The organism is Carnobacterium sp. (assembly GCF_049673005.1).
In the GTDB taxonomy this organism is placed as follows: domain Bacteria; phylum Bacillota; class Bacilli; order Lactobacillales; family Carnobacteriaceae; genus Carnobacterium_A.
On sequence record NZ_JBATXB010000123.1, the window covers coordinates 52,437 to 69,119 of the forward strand.

General features: G+C 34.9%; 15 protein-coding genes. 1 reads left to right on the plus strand and 14 read right to left on the minus strand.

Annotation, left to right across the window (positions count from 1 at the left end; genetic code table 11):
* Window positions 1–12 precede the first annotated feature (12 nt).
* The 4 genes from tsaD to tsaB are packed head-to-tail and all read right to left on the minus strand — an operon-like array spanning window position 13 to window position 2,864.
* A complete protein-coding gene (gene tsaD, locus WBF61_RS09305) occupies window positions 13–1,047 on the minus strand; it encodes a tRNA (adenosine(37)-N6)-threonylcarbamoyltransferase complex transferase subunit TsaD (protein ID WP_424255912.1) in 1,035 nt (344 codons plus the stop codon).
* Between the two features lie 26 nt (window positions 1,048–1,073).
* A complete protein-coding gene (gene rimI, locus WBF61_RS09310) occupies window positions 1,074–1,562 on the minus strand; it encodes a ribosomal protein S18-alanine N-acetyltransferase (RefSeq protein WP_424255914.1) in 489 nt (162 codons plus the stop codon).
* On the minus strand, window positions 1,559–2,158 hold the full coding sequence (gene rimI, locus WBF61_RS09315) for a ribosomal protein S18-alanine N-acetyltransferase (RefSeq protein WP_424255916.1): 600 nt from the start codon (window positions 2,156–2,158) through the stop codon (window positions 1,559–1,561). Before rimI (WBF61_RS09315) ends, rimI (WBF61_RS09310) begins: the two co-directional genes overlap by 4 nt.
* Entirely contained in the window at window positions 2,142–2,864 is a 723-nt protein-coding gene (gene tsaB / locus WBF61_RS09320) for a tRNA (adenosine(37)-N6)-threonylcarbamoyltransferase complex dimerization subunit type 1 TsaB (RefSeq protein WP_424255918.1), read from the minus strand. The genes rimI (WBF61_RS09315) and tsaB overlap by 17 nt, the downstream gene beginning before the upstream one ends.
* A 327-nt stretch (window positions 2,865–3,191) precedes the next feature.
* On the opposite strand from tsaB, the gene WBF61_RS09325 reads away from it, so the two are divergent.
* Entirely contained in the window at window positions 3,192–3,386 is a 195-nt protein-coding gene (locus tag WBF61_RS09325; RefSeq protein WP_424255920.1) for a CsbD family protein, read from the plus strand.
* 131 nt (window positions 3,387–3,517) lie between these two features.
* Here WBF61_RS09325 and WBF61_RS09330 read toward each other — a convergent pair whose 3' ends face one another.
* The 10 genes from WBF61_RS09330 to WBF61_RS09375 all read right to left on the minus strand — a co-directional run bounded on the left by WBF61_RS09330 (window position 3,518) and on the right by WBF61_RS09375 (window position 16,429).
* Window positions 3,518–4,462, minus strand: coding sequence for an RluA family pseudouridine synthase (locus tag WBF61_RS09330; RefSeq protein WP_424255922.1), 945 nt, complete (start codon window positions 4,460–4,462; stop codon window positions 3,518–3,520).
* Window positions 4,463–4,643: 181 nt separating this feature from the next.
* Complete coding sequence (locus WBF61_RS09335) at window positions 4,644–5,636, minus strand: LacI family DNA-binding transcriptional regulator (RefSeq protein WP_424255923.1); 993 nt, start codon at window positions 5,634–5,636, stop codon at window positions 4,644–4,646.
* 27 nt (window positions 5,637–5,663) lie between these two features.
* Window positions 5,664–6,719, minus strand: coding sequence for an aldose epimerase family protein (locus tag WBF61_RS09340; RefSeq protein ID WP_424255924.1), 1,056 nt, complete (start codon window positions 6,717–6,719; stop codon window positions 5,664–5,666).
* Between the two features lie 21 nt (window positions 6,720–6,740).
* The gene (galT, locus tag WBF61_RS09345; RefSeq protein ID WP_424255926.1) at window positions 6,741–8,237 is read right to left on the minus strand and encodes a UDP-glucose--hexose-1-phosphate uridylyltransferase; all 1,497 of its coding nucleotides are present in this window, start codon (window positions 8,235–8,237) and stop codon (window positions 6,741–6,743) included.
* A 134-nt stretch (window positions 8,238–8,371) separates the two neighbouring features.
* Complete coding sequence (locus WBF61_RS09350; protein ID WP_424256011.1) at window positions 8,372–9,538, minus strand: galactokinase; 1,167 nt, start codon at window positions 9,536–9,538, stop codon at window positions 8,372–8,374.
* A gap of 144 nt (window positions 9,539–9,682) precedes the next feature.
* Complete coding sequence (locus WBF61_RS09355) at window positions 9,683–11,749, minus strand: beta-galactosidase (protein WP_424255928.1); 2,067 nt, start codon at window positions 11,747–11,749, stop codon at window positions 9,683–9,685.
* 164 nt (window positions 11,750–11,913) lie between these two features.
* The gene (locus WBF61_RS09360) at window positions 11,914–12,597 is read right to left on the minus strand and encodes a CAP domain-containing protein (protein ID WP_424255930.1); all 684 of its coding nucleotides are present in this window, start codon (window positions 12,595–12,597) and stop codon (window positions 11,914–11,916) included.
* Window positions 12,598–12,702: 105 nt separating this feature from the next.
* A complete protein-coding gene (gene pepF, locus WBF61_RS09365; RefSeq protein WP_424255932.1) occupies window positions 12,703–14,514 on the minus strand; it encodes an oligoendopeptidase F in 1,812 nt (603 codons plus the stop codon).
* Window positions 14,515–15,606: 1,092 nt separating this feature from the next.
* Entirely contained in the window at window positions 15,607–16,020 is a 414-nt protein-coding gene (locus WBF61_RS09370) for a hypothetical protein (RefSeq protein ID WP_424255934.1), read from the minus strand.
* 109 nt (window positions 16,021–16,129) lie between these two features.
* Window positions 16,130–16,429, minus strand: a complete 300-nt coding sequence (locus WBF61_RS09375; RefSeq protein ID WP_424255936.1) for a hypothetical protein — start codon at window positions 16,427–16,429, stop codon at window positions 16,130–16,132.
* Between the last annotated feature and the right edge of the window lie 254 nt (window positions 16,430–16,683).

The window sequence follows — 16,683 nt, forward strand, 5'->3', positions numbered from 1 at the left end:
GCGGTTTTTTAATTAATTCGTCTCATATTCATCGAAAGATAGTCCTGGATGTGCATTTAAATCATACCCACTAAATTCTTGTCGGTTATATTTAACAAACGCTGCTGCACCAATCATCGCTGCGTTATCGCCACATAATGACAAAGGCGGAACAAGGAAGTTCACGTTAGGTAACTCTTCTTCAACAGCTTGTGTTAAAGCATTTCTTAACCCTCTATTAGCTGCAACTCCACCAGCCATCACCAATTGTTTTACATCTAATTCTTTAGCTGCGCGAAGTGTTTTACTAACCAGTACTTCTATAACACTCGCTTGAAAACTAGCCGCTAAATTCTCAGGATTTAGTTTCTCTCCTTTTTGATCAGCATTATGAACTAAATTAATAAAGGAACTTTTCAGGCCACTGAAACTAAAATCATAGTTATCGTCTTTCAACATCGCGCGAGGAAAGTGATACGTATCTTCTCCTTCATGAGCCATTTCATCAATTCGCTTTCCACCAGGATACGGCAAACCCAAAACACGGCCTACTTTATCGTAAGCTTCGCCAGCTGCATCATCACGTGTTTCTCCGATGATTTTAAAATCCCCATCTTCTTTCATATACACTAATTCAGTATGGCCGCCACTAACAACTAATGCTAATAATGGAAAAACTAACGGCTGAACTAAACGGTTAGCATAAATGTGACCTGCCATATGGTTAACTGCAATTAATGGTAAATCATGAGCATATGCCAACGTCTTAGCTGCGTTAACACCTATTAACAGCGCTCCAACTAAACCAGGCCCATAAGTTACTGCAATAGCTGATAACTCATTATACGTAACGTTTGCTTCGGTCATTGCTTCTTCAATGCACTGTGTAATCTGCTCTACATGATGACGGCTAGCAATCTCAGGGACTACACCACCAAACCTCATATGACTTTTGATTTGTGAGGCAATAATATTAGACAATAATAAATGTCCGTCTTGAATAACTGCAACACTTGTTTCATCACAGCTTGTTTCGATTGCTAAAATTAAATTTCGTTTAGACTTCATGTCTTCACTCTTTCTCTTTTACATTTTTATCCTTCTATTTGTTCAATATATTGCATCACAATCGCATCTTCCACCGGATTACAATAATATTTTTTTCGTATATCCACTTCAGTTAGTCCATTTTTTTTATAAAGTGATCGTGCCGCTTGATTGCTCGAACGTACTTCTAAAAAAAGCTGCCTCATTCCTTGCTCTTTTAAATAGGCTAAACTAGCTAACATTAAATCCGTACCAATACCTTGTTGTTTATAGTTTTGATGTACTCCAAAGTTAGTAATCTCAGCCTCTCCTAAAAAATGTCTGTAGCCGATAAACCCGATAATTTCTTTATCTCTTCTAGCCAACCCATATCCTGCTAACGGTGTTTCTAAATCAGTTTGAAAGCTCTCAATCGACCAAGGAGAGCCATTAGGATAACTATTTTCTGCAGTGTCATAGAGTTCTTGACTAGTTATATTTATGTTCTCAGGAAAAGTAATGTCAATTTTTTCCTTTATACAATTATACTGACTCATATTTTCCTCACATTCTCGAAAAGCGGCAAACACATCTCTAAAGCATCTTCATGGTTGCTAGCGTAATACCCTTTTTTTATTCCTGATTTCTTGAATCCTACTTTCAAATATAAATTCTGTGCTTGTTTATTTGAAATCCTTACTTCCAGGCTTACTTTATCCATTTGCTGTTGTTTGGCTAAATAAATCACTTTATTTATTAAGCTGTAAGCTATCCCATTCCTTTGTTTTTCTGGAATCACTGCAATATTTGTGATGTGTGATTCCCCATCTACAAACCACGTCCCTATGAACGCAACTGCTTCGTTTTGGTCTTTAGCCATTAGATACAAAGCTCTTTTATTATGAGTTAGTTCTCGCCTTAAGGCTCCTTCGCCCCAAGGAATAGTTCCATTATAGCTTAGTTTTTGTATACGCAAAATATCGGCGATATCAGATTCTACTGCAATACTTAATTCAATTAACTGTTTATCGTCAAGCACGATTGTGGAGTCAGATAAACGAACCTTTTCAGCTAAATTCGTTTCTTGAATCTCACTTAAGTCACTCATAATGGCTATTCTTACCTCTAGCCATTCTTTAAATCTTTTCAACATAAGACTCCTCCAGTTGATCTGGATGTTCTTTACGCCAATTTTCCTCCGCCTCTGCTAATTTTAAATAGTGAGGCAGCAGTGTATGAACATCTACCGGTTTTTTCTTTAAACTCAATAAACCTACCACACTTCCTTTAGGTAAATGATTTTTTAAAGAAGCAGGTATTACTTGATCTCCCAAATGCTTTTTGAATGTTTGCTGATGAATAATGCGATCTTCCCCAATTATTTCTATCGTACCTGATAGTTTTTTTAAATAGATTGCCCAGTTTTCTGCTGAAATATGCGTGTCTGGTTCAATTTGTATCAGTTTTCCAGACTCCCACCTGTACAAGCCCGTATAGATATTACCTCGTCTTGCATCAAATAAAGGGACTAAATAATTAGCTGACTCTTCGCAATTCCCTGCTAAAACAGCAAGACTAGAAACACCTGTAATTTCTTTGTCTAATGTCCATGCTAGTGTTTTAGCAATCGTTACACCAATGCGTAATCCCGTGTATGAACCGGGTCCTTGGGCAACAGCAATTCGATCTAAATCGGCAGGTTTCCAATTGACATCTGCCATTAATTTAGTAATTGCAGGCATTAAACGTTGGCTGTGATTGCCTTTACTATTTGTTGATACTTCTCCAATAATTTTTTCATTTTCTAAAACAGCAACGCTCATCGCTTGATTGGAAGCGTCAATTGCCAATAATCTCATTTCTAAACGACTCCGTTCTACTTCTTTTTCACACGAGAAAATTTGTACCTTTATTTTAGCACAAATTCTATCAAATATTAAGTAGCCTAAAAAGCAAGTCTACTTTACTTACAATTACTGTTATAGCTATCTATTTTGTTCCTCTATTTTTTATTGTAAGGAATGACTTTTTTCAAAAAGCTTATTGTTTGATTTTTTTTTTATATACGGTATTATTTAGTTATAGAAGTCGTTCACATTTTAGACGCAAATTGTTTTTATTCTTTTAAACTCAATCTGTGTAGTAGCGATAACTATTAGAAAATTACTTATTAGGAGGATGATAGTATGACAGACAAAGATAACGGAATGAAAGATAAGTTAAAAGGTGCTAAAGACAAGGCCGTTGGTTCAGCTAAAGATGCCTATGGTGATGCAACAGATAACGTATCTAAACAAGCAGAAGGTAAAGCACAAAAAGCTAAAGGCGAAGTTGAGAAAAGAGTCGGGGAAGCAAAAGACGACAACAACGATCGCAGATAATTCTAACATTTACTGAGGGTACTACATTTTGTAGTGCCCTTTTTTTATTTATAATAAAGCATTATCAAAAAATTAAATTAAAACCAAGATTTTCCTTATGTTAAAAGAAAATCTTGGTTTTTTATATCTTATTATTTTGAATGAACTGAAAATATCTTAGGTATTTTCGCCTTAAAACTAACTAGTTCACCTGTTGTAGGATGAATTAGTGCCAATGTTGTTGCATGCAACCCTAGACGCTTTAATGGGCTAACAGTCGAACCATACTTTTTATCACCTACAACTGGATGACCAATTTCTTCCATATGAACTCGAATTTGATTTTTACGACCTGTCTCAAGTTGAATTTCTAATAATGTAAAGGCGTCGTTAGATTTAATTTTTTTATAATGTGTGATTGCTCTCTTGCCCCCATTATCAAATGGGCTAGAGAATACATGCATGGATTTGTTTTCAGTTAACCAAGAATCAATTGTTCCCTCATCTTTCGAAATAACTCCTTCAACCAACGCTGTATAAATTCTCTCTTTAACACTATCTGACCAGTTTTCTTGTAATGCTAACTTTACCTCTTCACTTTTCGCAAAAAGCATCACACCAGAAGTATCACGATCTAAACGATGAACCACAAAAACACGATTCTTCTTATCGTCTTCTTTAACATACGTTGTGACTTGACGATAAGCCGTCAAATCGTGTTCATTTTTAGAAGCCATTGAAAGCATACCCGCTTCTTTATTTATAACGATAATGTCTTTATCTTCAAATAGGATACTAACTCCAACTAAAGCCTTTTCTTTAATAGCTTCTTTATTAGAAACAATCGATACTTTTTGTCCTGGAGATAATAAGTAGTTATGCTGCTTGATATTTTTCCCATCAACCCATACTTGACCCCTAGTTAAGACTGATTTTATTGAATTACGACTATTCTTAACTTTTTCCTCTATTAAAAAATTCAGCATTTCAATGGGTTCCTTGACGGTATACTCTTTAGCTTTCGTTGTGTCTTTGTATTGGAATGATTTTTTTTCTATTCTTTTTTTATCCGTTTGTTTCGTATGTCTTTTTGCCATGCTCTCACTCTCTTTCCTATTTGATTCATTTACTATTAAGGATAACGCATTTTCACTTAGCAGAATGCTCTCTCTTGCACAGTATAACGGAAAAAGAAGAAAAAATAACCTAAAAACTGAATTCGCTCCTATTCCGAGCTTTCAGTTCTCAGGTTAACATAATTTTTTTAAAAATATTATACTACAAAGTACTTCCGCGCAAAATTAAATCCGTTGATAAAGTGATTTTTTTAGCAGCTTGACGATTAGACTCTATTCGATCCATTAATAAGTCAAACCCAACTTCGCCCATTAGTTCAGTGTAAACTTTAACCGTACTTAGTGTTGGATAAACATATTTCGCTACACTGATGTCATTAAAGCCGATAACCTCAACTTTTCCTGGCACTGAAATCCCAGCTTCTTGTAAAGCGCGTAACGCACCAATTGCCAAAGCATCGTTCGCTGCAAAAAAAGCAGATGGCAAATCGTTGCCTAATTCGCGAATCGCCTGTTGCATAAGTTGATGACCAGAGGCGACATTAAATTTCCCTGTGAAAAAGTATTTTTCTTGATACAATCCCTCTTGTCTTAAATAAGACTCTACTAAGATAGCTCGCTTATCGGGTGGTGTTTGAGTATCTTCTGCGTAGTGTTCTTGTCCCCCAATAAATCCAATTCGTTGATGGTTTTTTTCGGTTAAGTAATCCATTACAGAATGAACAGCTTGTTCAAAATCAACCACTACTGAATCCATTTTACGTCCTAATAAGTCAAAATCAATAAAACAAATATTTTTAGTCCATAATAATAATTGCTCTATTTGAGTATCGTTAAACTTCCCAATCGCAACGATTCCTTCAATCTCTTGCTTAGGTTCAAAAACAGTGTCTTGAAAATAACGCTCGATTCCATAACCTTCTTCTTCTGCCCGCTTTTCTACTCCTAAACGAATGGATAAGTAATACAAATCATCTAACTCTTCTTTTTCTGTATACCATTGAACAATTGCAATCTTACCCGTTTTTTTCACTCTCTTTTTCTGATACTTTGTGTACTCTAATGCTTCTGCTGCTTCAAAAATTCTTTTTTTAGTATCATCGCCTACGGATAATGTCTCATCGTAATTCAATACGCGAGATACCGTTGCACTTGAAACCTTCGCTTTTTCAGCAATATCTTTAATTGTGGCCATTCTTCCACTCTTCCTTTCTCTATCCGACTAGATAAGATCGAATGCATAAATTGTTTCTGAGTAGAATTTCTCGCCTGGTTTTAAAATCGTATTCCCAAAGTTCGTGTGGTGTATAGCGTCCGGTAACATCTGTGTTTCTAGTGCCACACCAGAATAAGGCTGAACAGTCTCTCCGTCGATTTCGTATAATCCTTCAGCCCAATTGTTTTGATACACAACTACTGCTTGCCTATCTGTATAAAAACGAACGCGTCGTTTACTCATTGGATCGCTAATTTGTCCATTAGCCCTTCCCTTTGTATCCTCATTTAAAATAAACGGATGATCATATCCTCTGTTACTAACTGTTTGTGGGTGTGTACTTTCTATACCCGTTTTCAAAGGAGCCGCTTGTCTAAAATCAAAAGGTGAATCTGCTACATCTAGCAAGTCACCTGTAGGGATAGAATCACTTTCTAAAGGAGCATAAAAATCACTATTCAATTGCATCTGATGATCTAAGATACCATTTACATGGTTTCCCGTGAGATTAAAATACACATGATTCGTTGGGTTAAATAAGGTTGTTTTATCTGTTTTAGCTGTGTATTGAATTTTCCATTCATTAGCTTCTGTTAAACTATATTTTACTTTAACTTCTAAATTTCCAGGGTATCCATTCTCATTATCCGGGCTTAGGTAAGTAAAAGTCAATGAACTTTCATCAGATTTCAATTCCGTTTCCATCTCTACTTCCCAAAAATGAGAGTCAAAAGCCGGGCTACCACCGTGATGATGGTTCGCTCCTTCATTAACCGTTAACTGAACGGTTTTATCTTCTAATTCAAACTGGCCTTTAGCAATCCGACCAGCCACACGACCAATCGTTGCACCGTAATAAGGACGATACATTACATAGGGTTCAACTGAATCAAATCCTAGTGTAATATTCTCTAATTTCCCATCTTTATCTGGTGTCTTGATGGCTGTTATTGTAGCCCCGTAATCCATTGCAGATACCTGCATGCCTTGACTATTTTCTAATGTATATTCATAGACAGGTCTGCCTTCCACTTCTCCAAAAAGACGTTTGCTCCCTTTCATTTTTTGCTTCCTCCTCATTTTTTATTGAATGGTTTGAACAAAAACTTTAAATGCAGCTTGTCCTTCCTTTGTTTGTTTATATACTCCAGCATCTTCTAACACGCGTAAGAATACTTCTCCAACTGCTTCGTCAATCAATGTTTGAACATTATCTGTTGTTGGTTGCGTTTGTTTCTTTAGTTCTTTTGCCCAGTCTCTGTGACTTTCTGCCATGTTGTTTTCTTGGTCCAACAAGTAGTGTTCCACTTCTTTTAACTCTGCTTTTAAACGAGGAGGCAAAATAGCCAGACCCATTACTTCAATTAAGCCAATGTTTTCTTTTTTTATGTGTTGGACATCCGCGTGAGGATGAAAAATTCCATCTGGAAATTCAGCAGTCACTCGATTGTTTCTCAACACCAAATCTAATTCAAACTTCTTTCCATCCATTCGTGCTATTGGAGTAACAGTATTATGTAAAATACCATCTGTTTGAGCTAAAATTGAGACTGACGGATCAGAGTAACCACGCCATTCTTCAAGAATAAGTGTTGCTGCATCAATCATTTCTACTTTATTTGAACCCTTCAAACGAATAACAGACATCGGCCAGTTAACAATCCCTGCTTCAATCGTTGGAAATCTATTTAGCTCAAATGAGTAAGCCATTTCTGCTTTTTCCATAGCAAATGTATGCCTTCCACCTTGATAATGATCGTGAGTTAGAATTGATCCACCTACAATAGGTAAATCTGCATTAGAACCTACAAAATAATGCGGGAATTGTTCAATAATCCCTAATAATTTTTCAAAAGTAGTTTTTTCTAATTTCATAGGTTTGTGTTCTTGTGATAAAAAAATACAGTGTTCTTCATAGTAAGCATACGGAGAATATTGCAGTCCCCATCCTTCACCAGCTAAGGGCATTCTTACGATTCTATGGTTGCTTCTTGCAGGGTGATTCATATGCCCCGCGTAGCCTTCATTTTCCATACACAGTAAGCACGTTGGGTAGCTTGTGCTAGTGGATTGTTTTGCTAAAGCAATTTGTTTTGGGTCTTTTTCTGGTTTAGATAAGTTAATCGTAATTTCCAATGGTCCGAATGGGCTCGTAAAGATAAAGTGACTATTTCTCGCAATTTGTCTTGTTTTAATGTAATCATTGTCTCGACTTAAGTGATAAAAATAATCCGTTGCTTGTTTAGGGCTAGTCGCATAGTACGCCCAAAACTGTCGGTTAAGTTCTGAAGCTAAAGGTGTAATCAAATTCATGATCTCTGCTTCTAGTCTGTCACGCTCAGCTTGTAAATCTGAAATCCAACCTGACTCTACAGCGTAATCGATTAATTGGTCTAATAGTTCCAAACGACTTGGTAGTGGTTTAGAAATTTCTACTGTTGGGTCAAAATCAATTCTACCCAATAACGTTAATAGTTGATTGGTCTTTAGGATTTTATCTAATGGATCAATGTCTTTTTTTTGACAGCCGATTTCAATAAAGTCTGCAATCAGTTGATTTACGTCTTTTGTTGTATTCACCTAATACCACCTTTTTTAGTTTATGGTAACTTTATCATTTCATAATCTGTTGTGCTTTAGTATCAATCTTGTTCACTTGATTCCATAAAAAAATTGACTTCAAGTGAACAGGACAGTTTTTTATAGATTAGCTTTTAGTTTAATGCTTTTGCGCCATCGCTAATGCTTGCAATATAGAACTCAGCTGGGTAGCCAATTTCAGCTTCATATGTTTCTCCAACAGTTTCAATGAATGAATCAATTTGATCATTGGCTACTATAGCAAGTGCGCAACCACCAAATCCTGCACCTGTCATGCGTGCCCCTATAACTCCTTGTTGATCCCAAGCAGCTTGTACTAATGTGTCTAATTCTACGCCAGTAACTTCATAATCGTCTCTCAATGAAACATGAGAAGCATTCATGAGTAAACCAAATTCTTTTAGATTTCCTGCTTTTAATGCTTTTGCAGCTTTTATCGTCCGCTGATTCTCAGTAACAGCATGTCTAGCACGCTTTTTAATCGTTTGGTTAGATAATTGGTTTTCATAGGTTTCAAATGTTGCTTCGTCTAATTCACCCAGAGACGAAATAACTACAAATCGTTGCAATTCTTTTAAAGCTTGTTCACATTCACTACGTCTTGAATTGTAGTCAGATGTTGCTAGTTCGCGACGTTTTTTTGTATTCATAATGACAATTTTGTGGTTTCCTAATTCGACAGGAATCAACTCGTACTCTAATGTATTACAGTCAAGTAGGATCGCTTTATCTTCTTCTCCCATACCCACTGCAAATTGATCCATAATACCTGAGTTGACTCCAATAAATTCATTTTCAACTTTTTTGCCAATTTTAATCAAATCTAAACGAGTCAAATCCAAATCAAACAAGTTCTCTAAAATAATTCCTGTTAATAATTCAACAGAAGCTGAAGAAGATAAACCTGCACCATTAGGAATATTCCCATAAATAGCTGCATCAATACCTGTTGAAATATCATAACCAGCTTCTTTTAGATACTTAAAAACTCCTTTAGGGTAATTCGTCCACTTATCTTCCTCACGGTAATCCAAGTCATTTATATCAAAAGAAATAACGCCTAAATCTGGGAAGTTTTCTGAGTATAAACTTACTTTTGTATCCTCTCTCCTTGCTGCAACACCATATGTTCCTAAAGTAATGGCACATGGAAAAACATTTCCCCCATTGTAATCCGTGTGTTCTCCAATTAAGTTAATTCGTCCCGGAGCGAAAAACGCTTTCAATTCTTTCTCACCAAATAATTCTATAAATTTTTCTTTCAGCCCTTTTAATTCCATCATTAATCTCCTCATATTCGTATTGTTTCTTCTAGTTTATTTCTTCTAGTAAAATAAATCAAGTAAACTTTAGTAAATTTTCTAAAAAAATAGGTGATCTGGCCTCAATCGTCAATGAATGGGCTACCTTCTTCTATTGTACGGTTAGTTAGTTAAAGGAACAGCTACTACTTTTATACCATATTTTTCTACGGTTACTTCTCCAACTAATTCCTCATCATTCAATTTATCCCAAACAGGTTTATCAAAAATGACAACTTGTTCTTCTTCTGTAAAGTTCATTACAAAAATAATATCTTCTGTTTCAGACTGTCTGGCTTGAACAGAAACACCTTTTTCATGCTTAACTGGAAAAATTGGTGAGAGTCCCAATTCTTTTATAATGTCTCCATAGAACTCTTCATGGAAAGCCTGTTCTAATCTGCCACCAATATAATAAGTCTTTCCTTTTTCAAAAGAATGACTGGTAATTGCTGGTGTATTGGCGTAAAAATCTTCTAGGTATTCTCCTTCTATTTTAGCTTGGTTTACTTCTAAAATAGATGCGTATTCTTTTAATTCGTATTCTTTTCCGCTGTAACGAACTTTATTTCGATCAGATGGATAAAGGGTATCCGTTTCTAGCGGATTCATTCCAAAAATATCTTGCAAGTCTTGCGGCCAGCCACCTAAATAAGTTAAATCGTGTTCAGTTACAATTCCAGTAATGTAAGTAGAGACTAACGTTCCTCCATTTGCTACAAATTCTTTCAAACGAGAAATTGTGTCTAAACTCAATAAATACAGCATTGGCACCACTAGTAACTTATAAGAAGAAAAATCTTGTTCTTTCATAATCACATCGACTGGAATATCTTTTTCCCAGAACGTACGGTAATGCTCTTGCACTGTTTGAGTGTACCGTTTTGTTTCCAATCCATAACCTTGTGCATCTTTTAGAGCCCAATTATTTTCCCAATCATACAGAATACCTACATCTGCTGGTCGTGTTGTCCCTGCTACATCTGAAAGTTTTTCTAACGTTTGTCCAACTTCAGCAACATCTTTAAACACTCGATTTTCTGAACTATTGTCATGATCGACTACTGCACCATGGAATTTTTCAGAAGAACCACGTGATTTACGCCATTGGAAGTACATGATACTGTCCGAACCATGAGCGATCATTTGCATGGATGATAATAAGTGCATGTGAGGACGTTTAGCTTTATTAACCGTATGCCAGTTGACCGCACTTGGTGTCGATTCTAATAATAGAAACGGTTGTTGCTTCAAGCTGCGATACAAATCATCTATAAATCCTACTTTCATAGCTAAATCAGCCGTTGATTCTCGATCATTATGCCAAGCTGGATAACCATCCCATGTGATAACATCAATGTGCTCCGCAAATTTTCCATAATCTAATCCTTGATAAGGAATGAGATCATCTGTGTCCGCCATAAAATTGGTTGTAATAGGTATGCTAGGGGTTAATTCACGTAAAGGAACAATTTCATTTTTATAAAAATCAATGGTTTGGTCCGTTACGAATCGAAGCCAATCCAAGTTTAATCCATGAACGGCCTCTTCTCCAATTGGTGATGGCGATTGGATTTGTGACCAGTCATTAAATGTATGACTCCAAAACGGACCCCACCAAGCATCGTTTAATGCTGTCAGATCATTGTGATACGTATCTTTTATCCACTCTTTAAAAGCTTCTTGACACAGTTCACAATGGCATTCTCCACTGTACTCGTTAGAAACATGCCACATTACTAACGCTGGATGATTGCCATAACGATCAGCTAATAGTTTATTGATGTGTTGTGTCTTTTCACGGTAAACTGGCGAACTAAAACAATGATTGTGACGTGCTCCTTGAAGTTGTTTTAATCGCATCTCATTTGTACGCAATACCTCGGGATACGTTTGAGATAACCAAGCAGGTCTGGCTCCACTTGGAGTTGCTAAGATAATATTTCCGCCGTTCTCATAGATGGTTTCAAAAATATCATCCAACCATTCAAACGTATAGACACCTTCTTCAGGTTCTAATGCGCTCCATGCAAAAATACCAACAGAATAGGTATTTGTGTGGGCTAATTTCATTAATTTTAAGTCATCTGCTAAAACATCTGGTCTATTTAACCACTGATCTGGATTGTAATCTCCACCATGTAATAGAGTATGTGCTCTTGTCACTTGTCTTTTTTCACGATTCTTCATTATTGAACGACTCCTTTATATCTATGATTCCATTCCCATCGAAAGAAAACGTTTACAAAAACAATATAGCATATCCTGTTTTTTTAGTAAACTTATAAACTATTTAGTAAAATAAAAAACCTTGTTTAGAACCTCCTATTATGGATTCTAAACAAGGTTTTATTTCAATTTGTCCTAGGTGTTCCAAAAAGCTGAACGGCGTAGATATTTTCTCCGTTAAAAGAGATACCAATACCCACTTCTGTAAATTCTTTACGAATCATATTTTCATAATGCCCTGGGCTCTCTACCCAACCATTAGACAATAATTCCGCCATTCCTTTTTCATTTAGATAGTTAGTAGCCATACCTAGATTTTCACCTGCTAATTGGTAACTATACTGATAATCGGGTTCTTTAAGAATAGTGAATGTTTCACTGCCATCTGGTCTCGTGTGAGAAAAAGACTGCTCTGTTTCTTTAGCTCGTTTCCGTGCTGCTTTTTTTAATTGATCATTTGGAGTCAATTCCGGTACGTTATTTTCACGACGAACTTGATTTAACAAAGTATAAATAGTATCTTCTAGTAAAGTATAATCAATCGTGGCTGTTTCCTCATTTATCTCTTCTCCAGGTTCAGAGATAGCTACTGATTCTTGTGAGTGACTTTCAGGGGTTGGATTCCCTTTTTTTAAGGAACCCTCACCTTCAATGATAGTCTTGAATGTTTCAGGATTAGGAATTTTTTCTACAGTATTAGAAAGTGTATCACCGATCCAAGTACCTTGTAAAGCGTCTGTCTTACCTAGCCAGAAACCTATAATCAATGCCACAATGATTAATACTATAGAAGAAAAAAAACGTTTCATACTCGTTCCCCTTTCAATTTAACTCAGTTTAACAAGTTTTGATGAGAAAAAAAAGGGATTTATCATTCTTTTTACTCTTTCTTATGATAACGCTATCCATTTTACTTAACCTTTGATCTCTTTACTCAAAGCAATAATTCTATCTACTGATTCTTCTAGATAACGGATTGTATCGTCTAGTGGTTTACTTGTTGTAATATCAACTCCTGCAATTAAAGCTGCTGCTGCAGGCTTATGTTGGTCTCCTGATGCTAAGAATTCTAACCATTCTTCAATTGCCGGCTGTCCTTCTTTTTGAATCCGTAAGAAAGCTTGCGTCGCAATCGTCAGTCCTGCTGAATACGTGTATGAATATAGTCCCATATAATAGTGGCTTTGGCGCATCCAAGTTAGTTCGGCACCAGGATTGATTTCAACAGCATCACCCCAGAATTTTTTTAAAACAGTTTTTTTAATCTCACTTAATTTGGCGGCATCAAAACTTTTTCCGTCATCTACTAATTGGTAAACTTCTCTTTGATAAGCGGCTTCCAATAAATGTGTAATAAAATTATGAAAATACGTATTTGTTAACATATTTGTTAATGCAAAACGTTCTCTACGAGCATCTGTACTTTTTCTTTTCAATAAGTCAGTTAATAGCAATTCATTAAACGTTGATGGAGCTTCAATTAAATAAAGTGAGGGCTCTTCACCTAAAATCGAGTTAGATTTAGCGGATAATAGTGCTTGTCCGGCATGACCAAATTCATGAATCAATGTGTATACATCCGATAATTGATTTGTCCAAGACATTAATACATATGGATGAGTTCCGTATGGATTAGTACAAAAACCACCTGTTGATTTCCCTTTATTTTGAACAAAATCTACCCAACGTTCTGGGTATGCTTTTAAGATGCTTTCAACATAATTCTGGCCTAAAACATTTAATACAGCCGATACTAATTCTTTCGACTCTTCAACAGTTACCTTTAGCGAATAATCTGAATCTAAATCAATTTTTAAATCTGCATAAGTCATTTTATCTAACCTATTTTCTTCTTTAACATGAGTGATGTACTTTTGCATAACAGGAGCTAAGTCATTCATAATGGTGTCGATTTGACGGTTATACAAATCACGGTCTACCTCTTGATCAAATAATAGATAATCAAATACTGAGTCAAAACCTCTCATCGTAGCCATCGTTTTCTCTTTTTGCACTTGTGTATAGTAAGTTTCTGCTATTACATTTTGATAGTTCGCTAAGACAGTCGAAAATTTATCAAACGCAGCACGACGAATTGAAGTATCGCCATGGTACATATAATAATCTTCATATAAAACAAAACTTAACGGGTACTCTTTATCCCCAACCGTAAAAGTACCAAAATCCATATCAGCTAAACGGGCTTGCTCATAGATAGATTCTGGGGCGCTTAATACAGGACCAAGTTGAGCAAGAGTCTTTTCTATTATTGGATCTAATTGAACACTCTTTTTTTCTTTTAGATGACGAATATAAGGGGCAAATTGTTTCTCTTCTTTTGCAACTTGATTTAAAGTATCTGAATCATTTGAAATTAATTCAGAATCGAAAAAGGATAACTTAGCATCTATCCCTGCTAATAGATTGTTCACAAAACGAGAAAGCTCTGTGTTAGCTGGATTTGTAATATCAACTGCTTCTGGTAAAAAAGCATAATGATTAATTAGAGAAGCTGACTGCATGATTCTTTCATAATCCTTTAAAGCCAAGGCGATAATTGTAGCATCTACTAACTTATTTTCATATTCTTCACAAAATTTAGCCGATGCTTTTTTTATTTCTTCAATAGCCTCTTCAAAATCTGTTTTCGTTTTATATAACGCTGTTAGATCCCATGTTAATTCTTCCAGAACATCTACTCGATTTTTTAATTTTTCTTGTCCCATTCTAAATCGCTCCTTTTTTATCCTACTTTTTATTTAATTGCCACAAATTTAAATTTCTCATCCAGTATAACATTAAATAAAAAAAACCCACATCAATCGTGTGGGATAATCATCTTCATTTCTTTCTTAAATCATTCTTTCTTTCAATTTTTTAAAACTAAAAAGTTAGTTCATTTAGTGGATTTAGACTAGCTTATGAACAAAGTTGAGAGTATGTATACAGAAAAAAATTTCATAAGCAAATCATCTTAGCGTTCTTATATCTTCAGATTAATTAGACTAACTCTATAATAGACAATAAGAACCCAGCCAGATTACTGTGTAGTTTGATTGGAATACATTCAGACATTTTATAATTTATCTAGACATTGTTGACATGATAAAAAATAAAACTATTAGTAACAACACTATCATTGATTAGAAATGCATTTTTTCATTATTCTTATTTCTTCTTTAAGTTTTTTATTCTCTTTCTTTAGTTTTATTACTTCACCTATTGTGAACAACAGACTGATAAGTGTTAGATACACTATAACCGTGGTAATAGCCATAACTAAACTCCTCTCTATAAGGTCCTTACTTAATCGAAACTGTACAGAAAACTAACACTTCAATCAAAAAAACAACCAATAAAAAGATATCAAATCGACTAGCCAGAATCTTATTGATTTACGACTCTTTTTTTCTAAAATCATATTTAACGATTTCTAATGCTGGGAGAAAGAAAAACAGATAAACAATTAACCCAGAAAAATTTCTTGTCAAAAAAGATAGATGATCTGAGTAAAGAAATTGATTCTGAAAAAAATAATGATTAACTCCGAGTATCAGAAGACCAATCCAACCGATATAAAAAGATAGAGGGCGATCTATGATCCATTTATTGATTTTTCTCATTAGCACCAAATCCTTTATATTTTTTATACATAAAACGACATGACGTTTTGTTTCCAGAGCTAAATTAGCTAGATATTAAAGGCAATAAAAAAATAAGCAGTTAACCAATACCTATAATCGGATAGTTTAATCAGAATCTTTGAAACTCTTTTAGTCGGGTTTTATTTAGTGCTTTTTTTACGAATAAGCACTCACTTATTTCAAACCTATGATACTTAGTAAATTCTCTAACTGAGAATTAGATAATTTACCTATTTCACCTTCTGAGCCTATCCCATTTATTACGGTCGATTCATAATCGTCAAACCATATACTAACAGGATTTGTCATTGTTCCTTCTCTGTAATAACGTATCTGAACGATCAAATCTGCATATCCATCTGGTTTTTCTGTTTCCCTTTTAAAATCAATCTTATCAAACCACTCTTCAAATTCTGCTATTTTTTCTTTATCTTTTATTTCTTCAGAAAATTCATAGCTTGATTCACTCACTTGGCTTCCAATCTGTATTATTTTATTTGGTTTGCTTGCTTTTGTTAAAACAATAAAGAGTACTAATAAAATGATAGTAGCCGTAAAAAAAACAACTTTTTTTTTTGATAAAATCACAACCTTTCTTTCCTTCACTAGTCTAACATATCAAATAAAAGCCCATAATAGGCTAACTAAAGCTGATAATGTTTAGAAATTTATCAGCTTTAGTTGTAACTGTGCCATTCTATAATTCAGCTATATGTTCTTTGCCTTTAGTCCACAGCTCTTCAGGTGTATACTTATCCTTTTCGTTTAAAACAACCGTTCCATCGTTTTCAATCGATGTAGTCGTTCCTAACCAGCTATTGTGTGAGGCTAAGAATAAACTGATCCTTTTACCTTTGCCTTTCTTAGGCGATACAGAATCAACTATATCGTCATTATAATGAGATTTAAGGTATTTGATTTCTCCGTTATCAAATTGAACCTTTAAAATACTTGCAGACATTTCTACCTTTACGGCTTTTGGAATCTGCTTACTCATTTTTCTTCCTCCTCTATAGTTATTCTACTAATCATTACTTCCCAATGAATGCGATTTCATTATAACGTTCAATTATGATAGAATCAACTAAAGCCTTATTGAAGCGCGTAGAGATAAAAAGAGAGTATTTCCATTATTTTTGAAAGGAGAAATACATTAAATTGAGTATAAAAAAAAGCTATTTTATCTTAGTCATTTTAGATTTACTATTCTTAGGAACTTTTTTTATTTACCTTACCATCCCTATCAACTTT

Coding starts and splice junctions, on each gene's coding strand:
- rimI (WP_424255914.1), bottom strand. CDS start 1,562: ATGAGTCAGTATAATTGTATAAAGGAAAAAATTGACATTACTTTTCCT.
- rimI (WP_424255916.1), bottom strand. CDS start 2,158: ATGTTGAAAAGATTTAAAGAATGGCTAGAGGTAAGAATAGCCATTATG.
- pepF (WP_424255932.1), bottom strand. CDS start 14,514: ATGGGACAAGAAAAATTAAAAAATCGAGTAGATGTTCTGGAAGAATTA.
- WBF61_RS09330 (WP_424255922.1), bottom strand. CDS start 4,462: ATGGCAAAAAGACATACGAAACAAACGGATAAAAAAAGAATAGAAAAA.
- WBF61_RS09340 (WP_424255924.1), bottom strand. CDS start 6,719: ATGAAAGGGAGCAAACGTCTTTTTGGAGAAGTGGAAGGCAGACCTGTC.
- WBF61_RS09375 (WP_424255936.1), bottom strand. CDS start 16,429: ATGAGTAAGCAGATTCCAAAAGCCGTAAAGGTAGAAATGTCTGCAAGT.
- WBF61_RS09355 (WP_424255928.1), bottom strand. CDS start 11,749: ATGAAGAATCGTGAAAAAAGACAAGTGACAAGAGCACATACTCTATTA.
- WBF61_RS09335 (WP_424255923.1), bottom strand. CDS start 5,636: ATGGCCACAATTAAAGATATTGCTGAAAAAGCGAAGGTTTCAAGTGCA.
- WBF61_RS09325 (WP_424255920.1), top strand. CDS start 3,192: ATGACAGACAAAGATAACGGAATGAAAGATAAGTTAAAAGGTGCTAAA.
- WBF61_RS09360 (WP_424255930.1), bottom strand. CDS start 12,597: ATGAAACGTTTTTTTTCTTCTATAGTATTAATCATTGTGGCATTGATT.
- WBF61_RS09350 (WP_424256011.1), bottom strand. CDS start 9,538: ATGGAATTAAAAGGGCTGAAAGAAAAATTTATAGAATTATTTGGTGAG.
- tsaD (WP_424255912.1), bottom strand. CDS start 1,047: ATGAAGTCTAAACGAAATTTAATTTTAGCAATCGAAACAAGCTGTGAT.
- tsaB (WP_424255918.1), bottom strand. CDS start 2,864: ATGAGATTATTGGCAATTGACGCTTCCAATCAAGCGATGAGCGTTGCT.